The sequence below is a fragment of the Tenacibaculum sp. 1_MG-2023 genome (assembly GCF_030547425.1).
Lineage (GTDB): Bacteria > Bacteroidota > Bacteroidia > Flavobacteriales > Flavobacteriaceae > Polaribacter.
In genome coordinates this window covers 11,128-32,581 of record NZ_JAUORH010000028.1, presented here as the reverse complement: position 1 = coordinate 32,581, position 21,454 = coordinate 11,128, and the positions used below count along the sequence as shown (strand labels likewise).

The following is a 21,454-nucleotide window of genomic DNA, read 5'->3' as shown; positions in this document are numbered from 1 at the left end:
TCAGTATTTTCGTCATTGAAAGTGGCTGTCTTAATAAGTGCAATACCATCGGATTGACACAATGTAGTCTGTGTTTGGTCATCTTCAAGTACATTATCATTATCAGATAAATCATTCACGTCATTGCCGCTGATACTTGTACCTGTAACAGTTGCTTGATTGGTTACTGAACCATTATCAATATTGGCTTGAGTAATGGTGTAATTGGCAGTATAACTCCAAGTTTCATTAACATCAAGTTGATTATCGCTATCAGTATCACCTGAAGCAAGAGTAAGTATACCACCCAACATTGAATCGGTAAGAACTACATTGGTAATGGTAGTGTTTCCTGTGTTTGTAAGGGTAAAACTATAGGTGATGGTTTCTCCCACATCGCTACATCCATCTGTGTTTTCGTCATTGAAAGTGGCTGTCTTAATAAGTGCAATACCATCGGATTGACATAAGGTAGTTTGTGTCTGGTCGTCTTCAAGAACACTGTTATCATCAGATAAGTCTGTAACAACAACTCCAAGTGATGATTCACCACTTGCTGTAGCTTGATTTGTAACTGAACCAGTATCAATATTGTTTTGAGTTAAAAGGTAATTAGCAGTATAAATCCATACCTCACCTACGTCAAGGGTATTGTTGGTGTTTATATCTCCTGAGTCTAGTGCAACGACTCCGCCTAGTAGAGGGTCGTTAACAGTAACATTTATCAAGCCAGTGTTCCCTTGGTTTGTAACTGTTATTGTGTAGGTTAATGTTTCTCCAGCATTGCTACATCCGTCAGAGTTTTCGTCATTAAAGGTTGCTGTTTTAACAACGGCTATGTCTGGTGCTTGACATAAATCAACAGATGTTACGTCATCTTCTAAAGCACTGTTGTCATCTGATAAATCATTTACTGTGCCTCCTGAAACAGTACTTGCTTGTACTGTGGCTTGATTTTGAACAAATGTATTTGTAATATCAACTGGAGTAATACTGTAGGATCCTGTATATATCCAAGTTTCATCAACATCTAGTTCATTATCTGAATCGGTATCTCCTGAAGTATAAGAAACTGTTATTAAAGGGTCAGTTACGACTATTGAGTTTAAAGTTGTATTTCCGGTATTTATTACAGAAAGGATAAAGGTTATTGTTTCTCCATTGTCGCTACAACCATCACCATTTTCATCATTAATGGTTCCTTGTTTGATAAGCGCAATATCTTCAGTTTGACATAAATTGATTACAGTTGGGTCGTCTTCTAAAGTGCTGTTGTCATCAGATAAATCATTTACGTTAGTTCCTCCTGTACTTACTCCTATTACAGTGGCTTGACCAGTAACAGAGCCATTGTCAATATCGTTTTGAGTGATAATATAGTCTAATGAGTATATCCATGTTTCATCAACATCTAGCTCATTATCGCCATCTGTATCACCAGAATTTAATGTTAAAGGAGAAGGAGATATAGGGTCGGTTAACTCAACATTGGTAATACTAACATTACCTGTATTTGTTACGGTATACGTGTAAGTAATTGTTTCGTTAGGATTTGCGCATCCGTCATTGTCTATATCATTAAAAACACCTTGTTTTAATAAGGCAATGTCTGCTTGCTGACAAAAAGAAGTGTTAGTCGCATCAATATATCCACCATAAACTTCAATTGAATTTACTGCGGCAACTAATGAGGCTATAGTTAATTGAACTTCGTCAAAAGCTGTGCTAGTATCAAAAGCTACAACGTAAAAGCTATTTGTGCTAGTTGGAGTAATATTTACTAAGCCTAGAGCTTCAAGAGCAAGTAGGTTACTTGCTGTTTGTTGTTCTTGTTGAATACCGTCAAGATAAGTTGTAATTGTGAGTGTATTCAATAAATCTGCTTGAAGTAAGTCGTTTGTGTCTCTGATGACAAATCCTGCTTGTGTGCCAGATGGATAGTCAACAAGTACATCTTGAACAGATATAGATGCGCTTCCAGCTACACCTGCTACAATGTTTATAAGTGCATAATCAGAATTGTCTTCAGATATAACATTTACAGCATTATCAACCTCACAAGCTACACAAGCAATACCATCAGTTCCTGTATTATCATTATTAATAATCACTGAGTTGCTTGGGTTTGATAGTACATAAGGTTCGTCACAATTGATTGTTCCTGGACAGAAAGATTGAACTACCATTCCGTAAACTCTGGTACTACCCAGATTTAATGAAAGGGTTTGTGTCATAGAAAGTTGTACTTCATCAAAAGGAGCGGTAGTAATAAACCCTAATCGTACAGATTCACTTCCTGTTAATAACAAACCAGAATATATTGGAAGCAATTCGGTTGTACCTGTTTTAGATTCAACAAGTGTTCCGTCTAAATAAGTTGAAATGGTTATAGCGTCAAACAATTGAGTGTTTAAAAGCGTAGTGTTTTCAATGTCAAAACCTGCAAAAGTACTTGTAGCGTAATCGGTAATCTCATTTTTGTATGCTATTGATGCTGTACCTGCAGCCCCAGCTAATAAATTTATAGAAGCGTAGTTCGAGGTATCAGAGTCAATAGCATTATTAATATTGTTTACACTCCCTAATGTTAAAAGACCACCGTTTCCAGTATGTTCCTCTACTGCTCTAACTGGAAAGTTTGGCTTAGTTAGTTGTGTAGCGGTGTTACAGGCTAATTCAGACCCTTCACAAAACCTATTTGTTACAGCAGCGTAAACGTTTGTTGTGGATGCAATTCCAGCTAAACTAGCAATAGAAATTTCTACAGCATCATAATTCATTGAAGTATAAAAACCAACATAGAACTGATCAGCACCTAAGATAGGACTGTCTAAAGCAAGTAAAGAAGTGCTAGTATTCGTTTCTTGCTGTGCTCCATCAAGGTAGGTTGTTATAGTAATGGCATTTAAAAGGTTGGCTTGAAGAACAGACGTATTCTCTATCAAGAAGCCAGCATAACCACCTGACTCATTAAATTCACCAGCAGTGTTGTCAGTAATAGTTAAAGTATGTGTTACTCCCAAACCGATAAGTGTAGATACGGAAGCAAAGCTAGATGGGTCAGTATCTATAATATTACTAGCATTTGAAATACCACAACCTACTACACAGAGTCCAGAAGTGTTTTCATCTACTGTTAAGTCTGTATAATTATCATTTGTTATTGCTACAGGGTTTTCTGTATTACAAGGAATAGGGGATTGTACGCCGTCTGTATAAATAATATATTCTGCTGTAGATTGACATCCATTAGAATCTGTTACAGTCACAGTATAATTTCCTTGGGTTAATCCTGAAATAGAAGATGATGTTTCACTACCAGGGCTCCATAAATAAGTATAAGGAGGTGTTCCTCCAGATACGGATAAAGAAATACTTCCGTCTGAAGCTCCTATAGATGTTTCTTTTATTTTACTTCCAGATATTTTTATTGAGTTGTCTACATAACTGCCATATACCTCAATACTATTAATAATAGCAGCAAGTGAGCTAACGGTAAGCTGAATTTCATCATATTCAAGTGTGGTAGGGAATCCTACTAAATAATATCCATTAGTTGTAGATGGAGTTATATTTATTAACCCTAATGCTTCAAGAGCTAATAAATTATTCCCAGTTTGTGTTTCTTGTACAGAGCCATCTAAGTAGGTCGTTATAGTTAGAGAATTTAAAAGGTCTAGTTCTAGTAAGTCATTTGTGTCTCTAATAACAAATCCAGCAGTACTTCCAGAAGGAAAATTACTTAAAACGTTTTCAACAGAAATAGAAGCTGTGCTAGCAACACCAGTTGTTACATTTATCATAGCAAAGTCAGATTCACTTTCACTAATAACATTTGTTGCATTATCTACTTCACAGGCTACACAAGCCACCCCATTTATACCAGTATTTGTGTTGTTAATTATAACAGGTTGAGAAGGGTTGTTTAGTAATGTAGCAGTATCACAGTTTAAATCACCTTCACTAAAAGCTTCTAATATGAGACCATAAACTCGAGTGCTCCCTAGATCTAAAGAAAGAGTCTGTTGAATTGATAGCTGAACTTCATCAAAAGGTAATGAAGTTACAAAACCTACCTGTGATCGTTCTGTACCAGTAAATAGTAAGCCACTATCTATTGATAATAATTCAGAACTACCTGCTTTAACTTCTTGTTGAACACCATCTAAATAAGTTGTTATAGTAATTCCATCGAGTAGTTCAAGGTTTAAAATAGAAGCATTTTCAATATCAAAACCTACATAAGTTTGTGCAGGGTAATTTGTTAATTCGTCTTTTATAGAAATACTTCCAGTAGCTATAACACCTAAAGTGAAATCAATACTAGCGTATGAGTTGTCATTAGAATCTACTGCAGCATTAGTATTGGTTACGGTACCAACATTTAAAACACCTCCCATTCCAGTGTGTTCATCAACGATACGAGCAGGGAAATCAGGTTTATTAATTAGAGTAGGAGTATTGGGTTCTAAATTAGGACCAATGCAAAAACTATTAGTAACAGGATAATAAATATTGGTGCTAGAAGCTATACCAGCTAAACTAGCTGCCGAAATTTCAATACTATCATAGTCTAATGTAGTGTAAAAGCCTACATAAAACTGATCGTTATTTAAAAGAGAGCTATCAAGTGTTACTAACGAACCCCCTGAGTTTGTTTCCTGTTGAACACCATTTAGGTAGGTTCTTATAGTAATAGCTCCCAGTAAGTCTATTTGGGCGACAGTGCCATTTTCTACTAAAAAGCCTGCATAACTTCCTGCTTCAAAATATTCATCTATAGTGTCATCGGTTGCTGTTATTGTGTGGGTTACACCTAGTCCTAGTAGTGTAGAAACTGTAGTGTAGTTCGTAAGGTCAGTATCTGTTAGGTTGTTGAGATTTGAAATACCACACCCCAATAAACAAAGTCCACTAGTATCTTCAGTTACAGTTAAGTCAGTAAAACTAGATGAAGAGATAGCGACAGGAGTATCGGTGTTACAAGGAACAGTTATAGGTGAAGAATAATTAATATTGTCACTTGGATTTCGTTTTTCTGAAAAAGACGAAAGAGTCAAAAACAAGAAAAATATAAAAGTGAGTTTAAAATGTATGCAAGTTTTTTGCAGCATTAGATGCTTATGGGTAGTTCTTTTCATAATAATTGGCTGGTTAGACATTGTAAAGCATTGCCAATTCCTAATAGAAATCTATTGGACAGAGGCAACATTACATTAATTAAAATGTTGACAAATAGCTTTTAAATACTTAGGGTTTGATAGCTAATTTTCTAACAAAGTAAAGAAACAGGTTTTATTTTTTCGGGGAGTATAGTTAGTTATAAGACTTCCAAATATTGGTAGTCTATAAAAGCAACTGTGTAGTTATTGGAATAACAGTAGGTTGGTTCTTTAAAATTTGGTTAAAAATAATAGTGTTTAACTATAGCTAACCTTTTTGATGAGGTAAGAGAAAAATAATCATAATGCGAGAGACTTAAAATTTAAAAAACTTAAATGTGTTCCAGTAAAACCAAAAAAAGGAATTACCTAGTTTCCAACAGTCAATAACTAGCTATTGACAGTAAATAGTATTTTAACTTTAAGGGGGTGTAAGAGGAGAGAAATCACAATTTTCAACGTTATTTAATTACAATTAAAACCCTTAATACTTTGTGAATATAATAAAAAAACATTACAAAAACAATGAATAAAATTTTATTTTTTTGGTTTTAATTATTGTTTCTCTGTTTTTTAAAAGTCTTTTTTTGAGTAAGAAGATAGTTTTTCACGATAACTATTTAATGAAATAAGTTATGTAGCTAAGAGAAAGAAAAAGACTTCATATCCTCTTTGTTAAGAATGTATTAACATTTTTTTAACTTCGTTTGGTTCGGTTTGTTCCGAACTAAACTTATTTTTGCATCGTAAATTTTTTAATGAAGATGAATCAAGTAGAAAAGAAGAAATGTGAATTGGTTGAGAAGCTAGGGATTTTTTTAGAAAAAAAAGAACAGTTAGCTCCAGTGGCGGCAAGAATATTTTCACATATTATTTTAACAGGAAAACAAGGAACAACTTTTGAAGATTTGGTGTCTGGTCTTTGTGCTAGTAAAAGTACAATTTCAACACACCTTAATCACTTACAAGGATTAAAACAAGTAAGTTACTTTACAAAAACAGGTGATAGAAAAAAATACTTCATTCTTAATAGCGATACAATGCTAAAAGGAATAAGTAATATGGTAGAAGAATGGGAAGGAGAAAAAGAATTACATATAGAAGTTAAAGAGTACAAAGAAGATATTAATAAAACATTGAAAGAAGAAGATAAAATTGATCTTGGTTTTCATGACAGTTTTATTGAATTTTTAGATGGAGCAATAACATCTGTAACTAAATTAAAAGAAAAAATCATAAACCACAAACACTAATTATTATATACATAAAATGAAATATCAACACATATACGGTATTGCTATTCTTAGCATTGTTGCATTATTTTTTACAAGCTGTGAAAAAAAACAACAACAAAACCAACAGCAGATGCCTACGCTACCTTTTCCGGTAGTTAAGGTTACTAAAAAAACAATAACTAATTATCAAAGCTACCCTGTAACTATTGAAGGAGAAGTAAATAGTGAAATAAGACCTAAGGTTTCTGGGTATATAAAAAACGTTTTAGTAAAAGAAGGACAAAAGGTTAAACAAGGACAATTGTTGTTTAAGTTAGAAACACAATCATTAAGTCAAGATGCTGAAGCAGCAAAAGCAGTTGTAAACACAGCACAGGTAGAGGTTAATAAGCTAAAACCATTAGTAGAAAAAAATATTATTAGTCCAGTACAATTAGAAACAGCCAAAGCTAATTTAGCACAGGCTAAAAGTACATATAATAGTGTTATAGCTAATATTAACTACGCAAATATAAAAAGTCCAGTAAACGGATTTGTAGGTTCAATTAATTATAGAAAAGGAGCTTTGGTAAGTGCACAAAGTGCAATGCCACTTACAAAAGTAGCTTCTATAAAAAATGTATATGCATACTTTTCTATGAATGAAAAAGAGTTTTTAAATTTCATTGCTTCCGCTGAAGGAACTACGATGGATGAGAAAATTAAAAAACTACCCCCAGTAAAATTATTATTAGCTAATGGTAAAGAGTATGAGCAAACAGGAACTATTGAAACCATTGCAGGTGATATTAACCAACAGACAGGAACTATTAGTTTTAGAGCGAAGTTCGATAATAAAGCTGGTTTATTACGTAATGGGAGTAGCGGTACAATCCTAATACCTAAAGTACATAACGAGGCATTAGTTATACCTTCAGAATCTACATTTGAACGCCAAGGTAAAGTATACGTTTATACAGTGAACAATGATTCTTTGGCTGAAAAAACTATTGAAGTTGAAGCGCAAGTAGGAAAGCTTTATGTAGTAAAATCAGGATTAAAATCAGAACAAACAATTTTAGCAAAAGGGTTAAATAAAGTTCGATCTGGAGCAAAAATTAAACCAGTTCCAACATCTTTAGATAGTATAGTTAACTCATTCGATACGGTATTTAAATAATAAAGAAAATCATGTTACAAAAATTTATAGAGCGTCCGGTACTCTCTACAGTAATCTCTATTATCATAGTAATATTGGGGGTACTGTCATTAACACAACTACCGGTAACGCAATATCCTGATATAGCACCACCAACGGTGCAGGTTACTGCTTCTTATCCAGGAGCGAGTGCCGAAACAATTTTAGAAAGTGTTATTGTTCCTATAGAAGAACAAATAAACGGGGTAGAAGGAATGACCTATATGACTTCTACTGCAAGTAATACAGGTACAGCAAGTATTCAAGTTTTCTTTGAGCAAGGGTACGACCCAGATATTGCAGCGGTAAACGTACAAAATAGAGTTGCTAGAGCCAATGCATTATTGCCTTCAGAAGTTACAAGAGCAGGAGTTATTACTGCAAAGCAGCAAAACTCAGCACTTTTATATGCAGCTATATTTTCAACAAACCCAGAATATGATGATGTTTTTATTCAAAATTACTTGAATATAAATGTAAAACCAGAACTACAACGTGTTTCTGGAGTGGGAGCAGTAAATGTTTTTGGAGCAAAAGACTATTCGATGCGAGTATGGTTAGATCCAGCAAAAATGGCATCTTATAAGTTAGAACCCAGAGAAGTAATTGCAGCAATTAATGAACAAAGTTTAGAAGCAGCAGCTGGGTCTTTAGGACAAAATTCAGGAGAATCTTTTGAGTATGTAATTAAATATAAAGGACGATACAAAACAGCAAAAGAATACGAAAATGTTGTTGTAAAGGCTTTAGGAAATGGACAGTTTTTACGTGTTAAAGATGTAGCAAAAGTAGAATTAGATGCATTTTCTTATTCATCATTATCACGAACAAACGGAAGCCCTGCACTTAACTTTGGGGTCTTTCAAACACCGGGGTCTAATGCACAAGAAATTATTGAAAATATTTATGTGAAATTAGAAGACCTAAAGAAAGATTTTCCAGAAGGACTAGATTATATTATTAATTACGATACTAATAAATTCTTAACAGCATCAGTAAACAAAGTAAAAAGTACCCTAATAGAAGCCTTTTTATTAGTATTTATTGTAGTGTTTATTTTCTTACAAGATTTTAAATCTACCTTAATACCTGCAATAGCAGTTCCAGTATCAATTATTGGTACGTTCTTTTTCTTAAACCTGTTTGGATATTCTATCAACCTATTAACTCTATTCGCTTTAATTTTAGCAATTGGAATTGTGGTAGATGATGCCATTGTGGTAGTAGAGGCGGTACATGCTAAACTGGAAGATGGAGCAGAAAGTGCTAAAAAAGCATCTATTTCTGCCATGAGTGAAATTAGTGGAGCAATTGTTTCTATTACATTGGTAATGATGGCGGTATTTGTGCCAATTACTTTTATACAAGGACCATCAGGAGTATTTTATGAGCAATTTGGGGTAACGCTAATGGTTGCTATCTTAATTTCTGCAGTAAACGCCTTAACATTAACACCTGCTTTAAGTGCATTGTTATTAAAACCACATAACGAAAATCATAAGAAAAAAGGCTTGTTACAACGTTTTTATGATGCCTTCAACGCAGGATTTAATGCAGTAACCAATAAATATACCCAATCGTTAGGCTTTTTAGTAAAGCATAAGTGGGTAACTGCAGGTATTTTAGGAGTAAGTGTTTTAGCAATTGTCTGGGCAAGTAATACAATACCTACAGGTTTTGTACCATCGGAAGATAGAGGGGTAGTCTTTATGAATGCTGAATTACCAGCAGGTTCTTCATTAGATAGATCATATGAAGTAACAGAAAAACTATACGAGAGTATAAAAGGAATTGAAGGAATAAAAGGGGCATCGTTTATTAGTGGAAGAAACTTTTTCTCAGGAGAAGGAAGTTCGTATGCAATGGGCTTTATTATTTTGGAAGACTGGAGTGAAAGAGAGAGTGATGCAGAGTCAGTGAAAAGTATAGTTGGTCAATTATTTGGTAAAGCAGCAACGATACCAGACGCGAACATCATTTTCTTTACACCACCAAGTGTGCCAGGTTTTGGTAGTGCTGATGGTTTTGAAATGCGATTATTAGATCGTGCAGCAAAACCGCTAACAGAAATGGATGCAACAGCAAAACAATTTGTTGGTTTGTTAAATCAACAGCCAGAAATAGCGTTTGCTTCTAACTCTTTTGATACTGGATTCCCTCAGTTAGAACTAGATATAAATGTAGAAAGAGCTAAAGAAGCAGGAATATCAACAAGTGCTATCCTTTCAGCTTTACAAGGATATATTGGAGGTAATTACGCAGCAGATTTTAGTAGATTTGGAAAGCAATTTAGAGTTTTTGTACAGTCGTTACCTGAAGATAGAATAAATGAAGAAAGTTTAAATAGCATGTTTATAAAAACACCAAGTGGGGAAATGACACCAATTTCTCAATTTGTAAGCTTAGAACGTGTATATGGTCCGCAAACGGTAAATAGATTTAACTTATTTAACTCAGTTACTGTAAACGGAGGGGTAACTCCAGGGTATAGTTCAGGAGATGCAATTACCAAAATAAACACATTAGCAGAAAATAATTTACCAGAAGGGTATAGTGTTGCTTACTCAGGAATTACTAGGGAAGAAATAGCATCATCAGGACAATCTACCATCATTTTTATGATTAGTATTTTGTTTGTATATTTCTTATTAGCAGCTCAATATGAGAGTTACCTATTGCCATTATCAGTAATTTTCTCGTTACCGATTGGGGTAGCAGGAGCATATTATACCACTTATTTAGCAGGATTAGAGAACAACATCTATTTCCAAATTGCCTTGATTATGTTATTAGGGCTGCTAGCTAAGAATGCGATTCTTATTGTAGAGTTCGCAATACAACGTCGTAAGCAAGGAAAAAGCTTATACGACTCTGCTATTGAGGGAGCAAAAGTACGTTTAAGACCTATTTTAATGACCTCGTTCGCCTTTATTCTTGGGTTATTGCCATTAGTATTAGCAAAAGGAGTAGGTGCTGAAGGAAATAACTCTATTGGAACTGGTGCTGCGGGAGGATTATTAATTGGTACATTAATAGGGGTATTTGTTATTCCTGTACTATTTGTAGTATTCCAATGGTTACAAGAAAAAGTATCAAGCAAACCAACTGTTGTTGAAATTAAAGAAGATTAATTATGAAATTTATTTTAAATAAAACTTTGGTTGTAGTCGTAATGGCTACAACCCTACAAAGTTGTTTTGTTGCGAAGGATTATGCACGTCCTGAGCTAAAAGAAACAGAACATTTGTATAGAACAGATAATTTGCCACAAGATAGTCTTTCAATGGCAGATGTGTCTTGGAAAGATATGTTTACTGATGCTCATTTAAAAAAATATATTGATGAAGGGCTTCAAAATAACCTTGATATTCGTGTAGCACTACAACAAATGGCAGCTGCTGAAGCTTATATGAAACAAGGTAAAGCAGGATATTTACCAAGTATAGGTGTTGGAGCAAAAGCTACACACCAAGAACTGGCAAAAAACAGTCAATTCGGGTCTTTTTTTAATGGTAGTATAGATCAGTATGAAATTACAGGAAACCTTTCTTGGGAAGCTGATATTTGGGGTAAAATACGTAGCAATAAAAGAGCAGGAAAAGCAGGTTATTTGCAAAGTGTAGCAGCACATCAAGCGGTAAAAACACAATTAGTTTCTGCAATAACTTCAACATATTATCAATTACTAGCTTTAGATGCTCAATTAGAAGTTACCGAACAAACCATTGAAACGAGAGAAAGTAGTGTAAACACGATTAAAGCTCTTAAAGATGCTGGACAAGTAAATCAGGTAGCAGTAGATCAAAATATAGCGCAGTATAATAATGCAAAAGCACTAAAAGTAGATTTAGAAGCAGCTATTTTTAAAACGGAGAATACACTAAATTTATTGTTAGGAAGAACATCGGTAGTTGTTGAAAGAAGCAAACTTTCACAACAACAGTTGGATGAGGTAGTTAAAATAGGAGTTCCAGCAAAATTACTAAGAAACAGACCAGATGTTATGGCTGCTGAATATGGTTTAATTAATGCTTTTGAGATGACTAATGTTGCTAAAAGTAATTTTTATCCGTCTTTAACAGTAACCGCAACAGGTGGGTTTCAAAGTTTGGAACTTGATGAATTATTAAGTGCAAATTCTTTGTTCGCAAACATAATTGGAGGCTTAACACAACCCATTTTCAATCAAAGGAAAATTAAAACACAACATGAGGTAGCTAAAGCACAGCAAGAACAAGCATTATTAAGTTTTAAAAAGACCTTGCTAACCGCTGGAAATGAGGTTTCAAATGCACTTTTCGATTATAATGCGGAAACCGAAAAATTTGAATACAGACAAAATGAGGTTGAAGCTTTACGAAGAGCGGAAATGAACTCAGAAGAGTTGTTAAAAAATGGATATGCCAACTATTTAGACTTATTAACAGCAAGAGAAAGAGCTTTAAATGCTGAGTTAAATGTTATTAACAACAAATTAAATCAGTTGTTAAGTGTTGTAAACTTATATGAAGCATTAGGAGGCGGTTGGAAGTAAGAAGGTTATTATGAGTAATAGGGCAAAACTTATTAAAGTAGCCAAAGAAAAGTTTATAGCCTTTGGAAGTAAGCATACTACAATGGATGAAATAGCTGAGCTACTCGGAATTTCAAAAAAAACCATTTATGCTTGCTTCTCTTCAAAAGAAGAATTAATAATTGAAAGTATCAAAGAATTAATAAATGAATTTAAGATTGATACAACACCTATTCTCAAATCTGACAAATCAGCATTAAATAAAGTAATAGAAGTATATGAAGTAGTTTTTAAGTATGTAGTAAAATTTAAACCCTCATTTATTTTTGGATTAAAGAAATACTACCCAAATGCTTACGAAGCTTATAAAGAAATTACTGCAGATGTTGTTTCTACAGATGTAATGAATCTATTAGAAGAAGCTAAAGAACAAGGAGAGATAAGGTCTAATGTAGATCTTGAATTATTTAGTAAATTATATTTAAGTGGATTAGAGAGCCGTTTGTTTGACTCTGATAATTTGTTTGGCAATTACTCAAAAGAAGTACTATTAGAGTATATGATTATTAATAATTTAAACTCTCTAAAACCAATTAAGTAAGTACACGAATTTTTGTGGTTTTTGATAAGAAGTGTCATGTAGTATGTTATCATATCTACAAGACACTTTTTTTGTGTTTGAAAATCAGGTAGTTATTAAAAACGATTAAGAGAAAGTATTTTGATGTATTTTTGTAGAAAATAAATAAAATTTGCTAAAAAAAATAACCATATATCTATTACTTAGTCTTGTAAGTCAGTTGTATAGTCAGAATAAAGTAGATTCACAGTTTGCTGAAGTTCAGAAAAAAGCAGAGAGTTATTTAGAAAAACTACAAGAAAACTATAAGGAAGGAAATTACAAGCTCCATAAAATTTATAGTGATTCTTTATACAATATCTCTAAAAAGAACAACCTAAAAGCTTTACAAGTAAAAGCAATGGTTAATCAAGCAATAAGCTTAAATATGCAAACAAAATATGTAGAAGGTATCGCATTGTATAAAGAAGCTTTAACTATTGCTAAAACAATACCAGAAAGCAAGCAAGCTGAAACTGTAGTTCTGGTTAACTTAGGGAATATATACAATAATGTAGAGCTTTATGAAAAGAGTATAGAAACCATGAAGAAGGTATTAAAGCAAGCAGCTTATACAAAGAAGCCAAACTTAATAAAAATGGCTGCGTTGAACGGTTTATCAATAAGTTATTCTGCTTTAAATAACGAGGAAAAATCATTATTCTATGCGCAGCAGGTAAAAAAAATAGGAGAAGAAACAGGAAATGAAAGTATTGTTTTAACATCATTAAACCACATTAGCAGTTCGTATTATAAGTTAGAAGAATATGAAAAATCAGTTGAAGTAGCTAATAGAGCTAGAAAATATAAGGCTTTTGAAAAAAATACTAGAGTAAAAGCATGGATTTTTGTCAATTTAGGAGTCGCAAATTTAAAGTTAGAACATTATAATAAAGCGGAAGAGTATTTAAAACAGGCGCTCAAAATAGCTTCTGAAAAAAACATAGAAGAAATAGAAATGATATGTTATGAGAACCTTACCATAATATATCAAAAGCAAAACAAAACAACAGCTTACTTAAGCGCAGAAAAGAAATATAACGAGAGCCGAATAAGTTTTCTTAAGAATCAAAAAAAAGCTATTACAGAAGAGTTAAAAGCAGAAATTGGAGCAAGAGAAGAAACAGTTTTAGCACAAGAAAATACAAAAGCATTACTTTCAGAACAACAAAAAAGTTTATTGTGGTTTAGTGTGTTTTGTGTAATTGGTTTAGGAGGGGTATTTTGGATTTACATAAAAAAGAATGAAGATAAAAGTGTTATAAAAGAAACAAATAAAATAACGGAAAAGATAAAAGAAACTTCTGAGAAATATAAAAACTCCTCATTGTCAAAAGAAGATAGAGTTTCTTACCAGCAAAAAATATTAAAAGTAATAGAAGAAGAAAAGATATACTTAAATCACGATTTAACTCAAGCAAACTTTGCAAAAAAACTATCATTAAGTAGTCATCATTTATCCGAAGTATTTTCGTTTGAATTTGATAAAAACTTCTACCAACTTATCAATTCATATCGAATAAGAGAAGCCAAGAAAATGTTACAATTATCTACAAGCAAAGATTACAAAATACTTGCTGTTGCTTACGATTCTGGTTTCAAAAGCAAAACTACTTTTAACCGTGTGTTTAAAGAACAAACGGGTTATACTCCATCAGAGTACCGAAAAAAACTAATAAATTAGGTTCCACTCTTTAGAATGATACTTCTATAACATCAAACGGTTATATCTTGCGAACTATTACTTAATATAAACGATATTATTAAGTAGTACTTAGCTATTATTTTTTATACATGAAGATTCAGTTTGAGTTGGTAATATTATCAAACAAACAAAAACATATTAAACCATTATGTAATGGTTGGGTAGTTTTTACTTCATGTGATATATAAAAAAAAGATGCTTGATTAAAATAGAAGGGTTAAAAATTATATTAAAAAGAATGAAGGAATTTATGTGTAAACTTTTAAGAAGTAGTTTAGTAGTACTTTTTTTTATTTTAAGCAGTCAGTTGTTTTCGCAGTCGTTCACATCTTTGTGGAACACAGCAAATATTAGTGCAGGATCTTCTGGAGCTAATGAGATAAGAATACCAACCAATTCAGCATATTCTTATTTATACACTGTTGATTGGGGTGATGGAAATATCGATTCAAACGTAACAGGAGACATTACACATACTTATGCGACACAAGGAACTTACACTGTTAAAATAGAGGGTACATTTCCAGCAATTTATTTCAACAATACTGGAGACGTCAATAAAATTATCGAAATCTTGTCCTGGGGTACTATTCAATGGCAAAGTATGGAAAATGCACTCTATGGATGTTCAAATCTAAATTTTGATGCTATTACTCCACCAGATTTAAGTCAAGCTACTAGCTTACAAAATGCTTTTAGAGATTGTTCATTATTTAATGGTATTATGAACAATTGGGATGTAAGCACCATAACTAATATTTCAGGGTTATTTATGAATTGCGAAATTTTTAATAGACCTTTAGATCAGTGGGATACATCTAGTATAATAGATATGTCTTACACTTTTTATAATGCAAGAGAATTCAACGAACCATTAGATAACTGGAATACATCAGCAGTAACTACTTTAGAAAACTTTTTATATAGAGCCCGTAAGTTCAATCAAAATATTAATAACTGGAATGTAGCTAATGTTATTAATATGGAAGGGGCCTTTTACGATACAAGTGTTTATAATCAACCAATGAATAATTGGAATGTTGGTAATATTACCAATATGAATAACACATTTAAAGGTTCTAATTTTAATAGCTCAATAGACAACTGGAATGTAAGTAGTGTTACAACAATGGAGGGAATGTTTAGTCAAGCTAAATTCAACCAACCTATAAATACATGGAATGTTAGTAATGTAACAAATATGTCTAAGCTATTTTTTAGAAACAGAACCTTTAATCAACCTTTAAATAATTGGGATGTTAGTAATGTTACAAACATGTCAGGTATGTTTGATGGATGGGCTTGGGGAGCAGTTTTTAATCAACCTATAGGCAATTGGGATGTAAGTAATGTTACTGATATGAGCTATATGTTTCGAGATAACTCAGGCTTTAATCAAGGTATAGGAACTTGGAATGTAAGTAATGTTGTTACCATGAGAGGAATGTTTGAAGGCGCTATTGCTTTTAATCGAGATATTAGTTTGTGGAATGTTAGCAAGGTTACCAATGTAGAAAGTATGTTTGAAAGAACAGAAGCTTTCAATCAGTCATTGAATACTTGGGATGTCAGCAATATTACTAATATGCGTAATATATTTCAACGAGCAGAAGCTTTTAACCAACCTTTAAATACTTGGGATGTAAGTAATATCACTGATTTTCAATATATGTTTGATAGAGCTACGTCCTTTAACCAAGATATAAGCAGTTGGCAAACAGGAAATGCTAGAAACATGTCTTATATGTTTAATCAGGCTACTTCATTTAACCAAAACATAGGAGTCTGGGATATATCTAGTGTTACAAACATGACAAACATGTTATCGAATAGCGGTATTTCTCAAGAAAACTATGATAATATTCTTATAGCTTGGAATGCTCAAACAGTTCAAAATAATGTTGATTTAGGGGCGACGAATCTAAATTATTGTGATGCTTTAAGCCAAAGACAAAACTTAATAGATACCAACGGGTGGACTATATCAGGAGATATTGTAAACTGTTCTTACGTATTATGTACTCAAATAACCATGCCGCAAGATGGAGATACACAAGTGCCAGCAAATAGTGATATTCGTTGGAAACCAGCACCTAACGCTACAGGATATAGAATTAGTGTGAGAAGAGAAAATGGAGCGACTTCACAGGTTATATATAATAATGAAGACGTAGGAAATGTTGTAGGAGTCGATTTTACCAATGAATTTATAGCAGGAGATACTGTATATGTAACAGTTGTTCCGTATAACGATGAAGGACTAGCTACAGGTTGCCAAGAAATTAGTTTTACAGTAATAGAAAGTTGGGTAAATAGCCCAGATGCATTCAAACTTACTTATGACACAAGCATACAAGTATTAAGTTATACTAGTCCTACGAATCAATTAGAAATAGAAACAAATTCAGGCTACCCAAACTACCTTACTTATAACTATTCTATAGATTGGGGAGATGGACAGTACGATCATAATGTAACAGGGAATATTACACACACATATCTTACCCCAGGTATTTATACCGTAAGTATTATTGGCGTTTTTCCTTCCCCTAAACATGAATATGTAGGAGATTCTCATAAATTATTATCTATAGATCAATGGGGTAATCAAATTTGGGAAAGTATGAACGAAGCTTTTTATGGTTGTGCAAATATGGAGTACAATGCTACAGATATTCCTAATCTTAGTAATGTAATAGATATGGAAAGAATGTTTAGCTCATGTAGAAAATTTAATGGAAACATAAATAATTGGAATGTAGGTAGTGTAACTAACATGCGTAGTATGTTTAGTGGAACTTCAATTTACAACCAACCGCTTAATAATTGGGATGTAAGTAATGTTACTGATATGAATTATATGTTTGGTGGAGCTGTAGAGTTTAATCAAGACATAGGAAATTGGAACACAGAAAATGTTACAGATATGGAAGGCATGTTTCAAAACGCAAAAGTATTTAATCAGAATCTAAATAATTGGAATGTAAGTAGTGTTACTAATATGAGTAGCATGTTTGAAAGAGCAGAAGCATTTAACCAACCCCTTAATAATTGGGATGTAAGTAATGTTACCAATATGTCTGAAATGTTTAATGGTTTTGTTTCAAACATGGCTTTTAACCAAAATATTGATAATTGGAATGTAAGTAGTGTTATAAATATGTCTGAAATGTTCCAGAGATGTGTTGATTTTAATCAACCTTTAAACTCTTGGAATGTAGGTGCTGTAACAAACATGATTTCGATGTTTGAAAGCGCCTCTTCTTTTAATCAAGACCTGAGTAATTGGAATGTTTCTTCAGTAACCAACATGCAGAGCATGTTTCAGAGTGCTAGAGCTTTTAATCAAAATATAAACTCTTGGAATGTAACAAACGTAACGAACATGAGTTACATGTTTTACAATGCTCAAATGTTTAACAAGCCGTTAAATTCTTGGGATGTAAACTCAGTAGTTAATATGTCAGGAATGTTCCGAAGAGCAGAAGCATTTAATCGGCCATTAAACTCTTGGGATGTAAGTGCTGTTGCTAACATGAGCCAAATGTTTCAACAAGCCACAGTTTTCAATCAACCATTAAATTCTTGGAATGTAAGCTCAGTAACGTTAATGCCTTCAATGTTTGAAGAAGCTATTGCTTTTGATAATCCGTTGGAAAACTGGAATGTTTCAGTAGTTACAAACTTTGAAGCAATGTTTAAAGGTGCAGAAATGTTTAACCAACCTTTAGGAAATTGGAATACAGGCGAAGCACAAACGATGGCTGAAATGTTTTATGGAGCATCTGCATTTAATCAAGATGTTAATAATTGGAATGTTTCTTTTGTAACCACCATGCAAGAAATGTTTCGAGGAGCAACGTCTTTTAATAGACCGTTAGACTCTTGGAATGTAGCATCGGTAACTAATATGCAAGGCATGTTTCAAACAGCAACAGCCTTTGATGGTGCTATTGGAAGTTGGAATATCAGGAGAGTAACCACCATGCAAGATATGTTTAATGGTGCAACAAACTTTAATCAACCAATGAATAATTGGAGGCCTACAGCAGTAACAAACATGGATAGAATGTTTCAAGGAGCAAGTTTGTTTAATCAACCTTTAAACCAATGGTTATTAAATACGGTATCGATGAATGCTATGTTTAATAACGCTACAGTTTTTAATCAAGATTTAGGTGATTGGAATATTAGTGGTGTAACTAACATGCAGAATATGTTAGATAATACAGCTCTTACTAGAGTGAATTACGACAATACGCTTATTGCATGGTCTGAACAAACACTAACACCTGGAATAAATCTAGGAGCTAACACTCTTCCCTATTGTGATGCTGTAGAAGAAAGACAATCAATGATTGATAGTTTTGGATGGTCTTTTACTGGTGATGTGTTAGATTGTCCTATTCCAGAGTGTACACAATTAACAGCTCCTTTACATGGAGAAACTGATGTACCTGTAAACACAAATCTTATTTGGGAACCTGTTTTATACGCACGCGAATATGCTTTAACAATTAGAATTGAACCTTCAGGAACCATAATAAACGAAACTGTTGTAAATGCTACGACTTATGAATTTGCTACAGATTTTTCAGGAGGAGAAACAGTTTATGTTACTATTGTACCTTCAAACGAAAATGGAGATGCAGTAGGACCTTGTTCAGAAGAAAGCTTTACGGTGTCTACAACTCCATCAACAGTACCAGATTGTACCAACTTAACCCTACCACTTGCTGGGGGTACAGATATATCTGTAAGTACAAATTTAGAATGGAATGTTATAAGTAATGCAGATGGATACAGGCTTACAGTAGGAACTACTTCAGGTGGAACAGATATTCTTAATAGTTTTGATGTAGGTAACAGTACAGTATATGATTTACCTGTAGATTTACCAGAAGACACTGATGTTTTTGTAACTATAGTTCCTTATAACGATGAAGGTGATGCAACAAGTTGTGGAGAAGAATCTTTTAAAACAGAGTTTATTCCAGTAGTACCTAGTTGTACAAGTTTAGTGAATCCTATAAATGGTTCAACGAATGTTCCGTTGAATACTGATATTTCTTGGAATACAATAACAGAAGCAACTGGGTATTTAGTGAGTGTAGGAACTACTCAAGGTGGGATAGAAGTTGTAAATAGTATTGATGTAGGAAATACTACTTCGTATAGTTTTACTCAAAACTTACAAGCAAATAGAATACATTATGTTCGCATAACCCCATATAATGCCGTGGGAGACGCTACAGGTTGTGTAGAAGAAAGTTTTACTACAGGAGATGCAGTTGTAAATGTACCCAACTGTACCACAATCACAGTTCCAAGCAACGGAGTAACGAATGTTAGTGTTAGTACTGGAATTGGTTGGGATACAGTGGCAGATGCCGATGGATATTATATATCAATTGGAACAACTTCAGGCGGAATCGATATTGTAAACAATGAATCGGTAACAGGAACAACATACAATCCTACGAGCGATTTTCCAGAGAATAGGACAATTTACGTGTCTGTGATACCTTACAATTCAGTGGGAAATGCGACAGGGTGTTCAGAGATTAGTTTCACTACAGAAATAGTACCAACTGCACCAAATTGTACCACAATCACAGTTCCAAGCAACGGAGCAACGAATGTTAGTGTTAGTACAGGAATTAGTTGGGATGCAGTAGCTGACGCCGATGGATATTATGTATCAATCGGAACAACTTCAAACGGAACAGATATTATAAACAATGAAGTAGTAACGGGAACGAGTTATACTTTAGCTAGTGATTTACCAGAGAACACAACAATTTATGTATCGGTAATTCCATACAATTCGGTAGGAAGTGCTACAGGGTGTTCTGAAATTAGTTTTACTACAGAAATAGTACCAACCGCACCCAACTGTACCACAATCACAGTTCCAAGCAACGGAGCAACGAATGTAAGCGTTAATACAGAAATTAGTTGGGACACTGTTTCTGACGCCGATGGATATTATATATCAATCGGAACAATTTCAGGTGGAACCGATATTGTCAACAACGAATCAGTGGTAGGAACAAGTTATACTTTAGCTAGTGATTTACCAGAGAACACAACAATTTATACATCGGTAATTCCGTACAATTTGGTAGGAAGTGCTACGGGATGTTCAGAAATTAGTTTTACTACGGAAATAGTACCAACCGCACCAAATTGTACCACAATCACAGTTCCAAGTGATGGAGGAACTAATGTAGCAGTCGATACAAACATTACTTGGGATACTGTTTCTGACGCCGATGGATATTACTTGTCAATCGGAACGACTTCAGGCGGAACAGATATTGTCAACAATGAATTAGTAGTAGGAACAAGTTATATTTTAACTAGTGATTTACCAGAGAACACAACAATTTATGTATCGGTAACTCCGTACAATTCGGTAGGAAGTGCTACAGGGTGTTCTGAAATTAGCTTTACTACAGAAATAGTACCAACCGCACCGAATTGTACCACAATCACAGTTCCAAGCAACGAAGCAACGAATGTTAGCGTTAGTACAGGAATTAGTTGGGACACTGTTTCTGACGCCGATGGATATTATGTATCAATCGGAACAACTTTAAACGGAACAGATATTGTAAACAATGAATCAGTAGTAGGAACGAGCTATACTTTAGCTATTAATTTACCAGAGGACACCATAATTTATGTGTCAGTGATACCCTACAATACAGTTGGCGAAGCTGTGGGGTGTTCAGAGATTAGTTTTAGAACAGAAGAAGGTTTAGTAGGAGAAACTAAATATGGTTTTTCTCCGAATGGTGATGGAGTAAATGACTTTTGGGAAATAAAAGGAATTGAAGAATATCCTAACAATTCAGTAACTGTTTTTAATAGGTGGGGAGATATGGTGTTCCAGATAAAAGGATATGATAACCAGTTTAATGTTTTTAGAGGTGTTGCCAATAAGCTAACAAGTATGGGAGGTGATAAATTGCCAGTAGGAACATACTTTTTCAATATAAAAATTTCAAAAGGGGGAAATTCAACAGAAAAGAAAGGGTTTTTAGTTTTAAAAAGATAAG

General features: G+C 33.6%; 8 protein-coding genes. 7 read left to right on the top strand and 1 reads right to left on the bottom strand.

The features are described from left to right. A partial coding sequence (locus Q4517_RS14425) for a beta strand repeat-containing protein (protein ID WP_368506471.1) occupies nt 1–5,120 on the bottom strand: 5,120 nt, incomplete at its 3' end. Between the two features lie 779 nt (nt 5,121–5,899). Here Q4517_RS14425 and Q4517_RS14420 point away from each other — a divergent pair. From Q4517_RS14420 to Q4517_RS14390, 7 genes are all read left to right on the top strand, one after another. Next, on the top strand, nt 5,900–6,394 hold the full coding sequence (locus tag Q4517_RS14420) for a GbsR/MarR family transcriptional regulator (RefSeq protein WP_303510834.1): 495 nt from the start codon (nt 5,900–5,902) through the stop codon (nt 6,392–6,394). Nucleotides 6,395–6,410: 16 nt separating this feature from the next. Next, nucleotides 6,411–7,535, top strand: a complete 1,125-nt coding sequence (locus Q4517_RS14415) for an efflux RND transporter periplasmic adaptor subunit (protein WP_303510832.1) — start codon at nt 6,411–6,413, stop codon at nt 7,533–7,535. An 11-nt stretch (nt 7,536–7,546) separates the two neighbouring features. Beyond that, nucleotides 7,547–10,684 (top strand): efflux RND transporter permease subunit, encoded by a 3,138-nt coding sequence (locus tag Q4517_RS14410; protein ID WP_303510830.1) that lies wholly within the window; start codon nt 7,547–7,549, stop codon nt 10,682–10,684. 2 nt (nt 10,685–10,686) lie between these two features. Further along, a complete protein-coding gene (locus Q4517_RS14405) occupies nt 10,687–12,087 on the top strand; it encodes an efflux transporter outer membrane subunit (RefSeq protein ID WP_303510828.1) in 1,401 nt (466 codons plus the stop codon). 10 nt (nt 12,088–12,097) lie between these two features. Beyond that, complete coding sequence (locus tag Q4517_RS14400) at nt 12,098–12,667, top strand: TetR/AcrR family transcriptional regulator (RefSeq protein WP_303510827.1); 570 nt, start codon at nt 12,098–12,100, stop codon at nt 12,665–12,667. A 151-nt stretch (nt 12,668–12,818) separates the two neighbouring features. Then, entirely contained in the window at nt 12,819–14,369 is a 1,551-nt protein-coding gene (locus tag Q4517_RS14395) for an AraC family transcriptional regulator (RefSeq protein ID WP_303510824.1), read from the top strand. 271 nt (nt 14,370–14,640) lie between these two features. Next, on the top strand, nt 14,641–21,453 hold the full coding sequence (locus tag Q4517_RS14390; protein WP_303510822.1) for a BspA family leucine-rich repeat surface protein: 6,813 nt from the start codon (nt 14,641–14,643) through the stop codon (nt 21,451–21,453). The last annotated feature ends 1 nt before the right edge of the window (nt 21,454 follow it).

What these genes read in the sequence shown, in the direction of transcription:
- Q4517_RS14390 (WP_303510822.1), top strand. Translation starts at nt 14,641, where the DNA reads ATGTGTAAACTTTTAAGAAGTAGTTTAGTAGTACTTTTTTTTATTTTA.
- Q4517_RS14405 (WP_303510828.1), top strand. Translation starts at nt 10,687, where the DNA reads ATGAAATTTATTTTAAATAAAACTTTGGTTGTAGTCGTAATGGCTACA.
- Q4517_RS14410 (WP_303510830.1), top strand. Translation starts at nt 7,547, where the DNA reads ATGTTACAAAAATTTATAGAGCGTCCGGTACTCTCTACAGTAATCTCT.
- Q4517_RS14400 (WP_303510827.1), top strand. Translation starts at nt 12,098, where the DNA reads ATGAGTAATAGGGCAAAACTTATTAAAGTAGCCAAAGAAAAGTTTATA.
- Q4517_RS14415 (WP_303510832.1), top strand. Translation starts at nt 6,411, where the DNA reads ATGAAATATCAACACATATACGGTATTGCTATTCTTAGCATTGTTGCA.
- Q4517_RS14420 (WP_303510834.1), top strand. Translation starts at nt 5,900, where the DNA reads ATGAAGATGAATCAAGTAGAAAAGAAGAAATGTGAATTGGTTGAGAAG.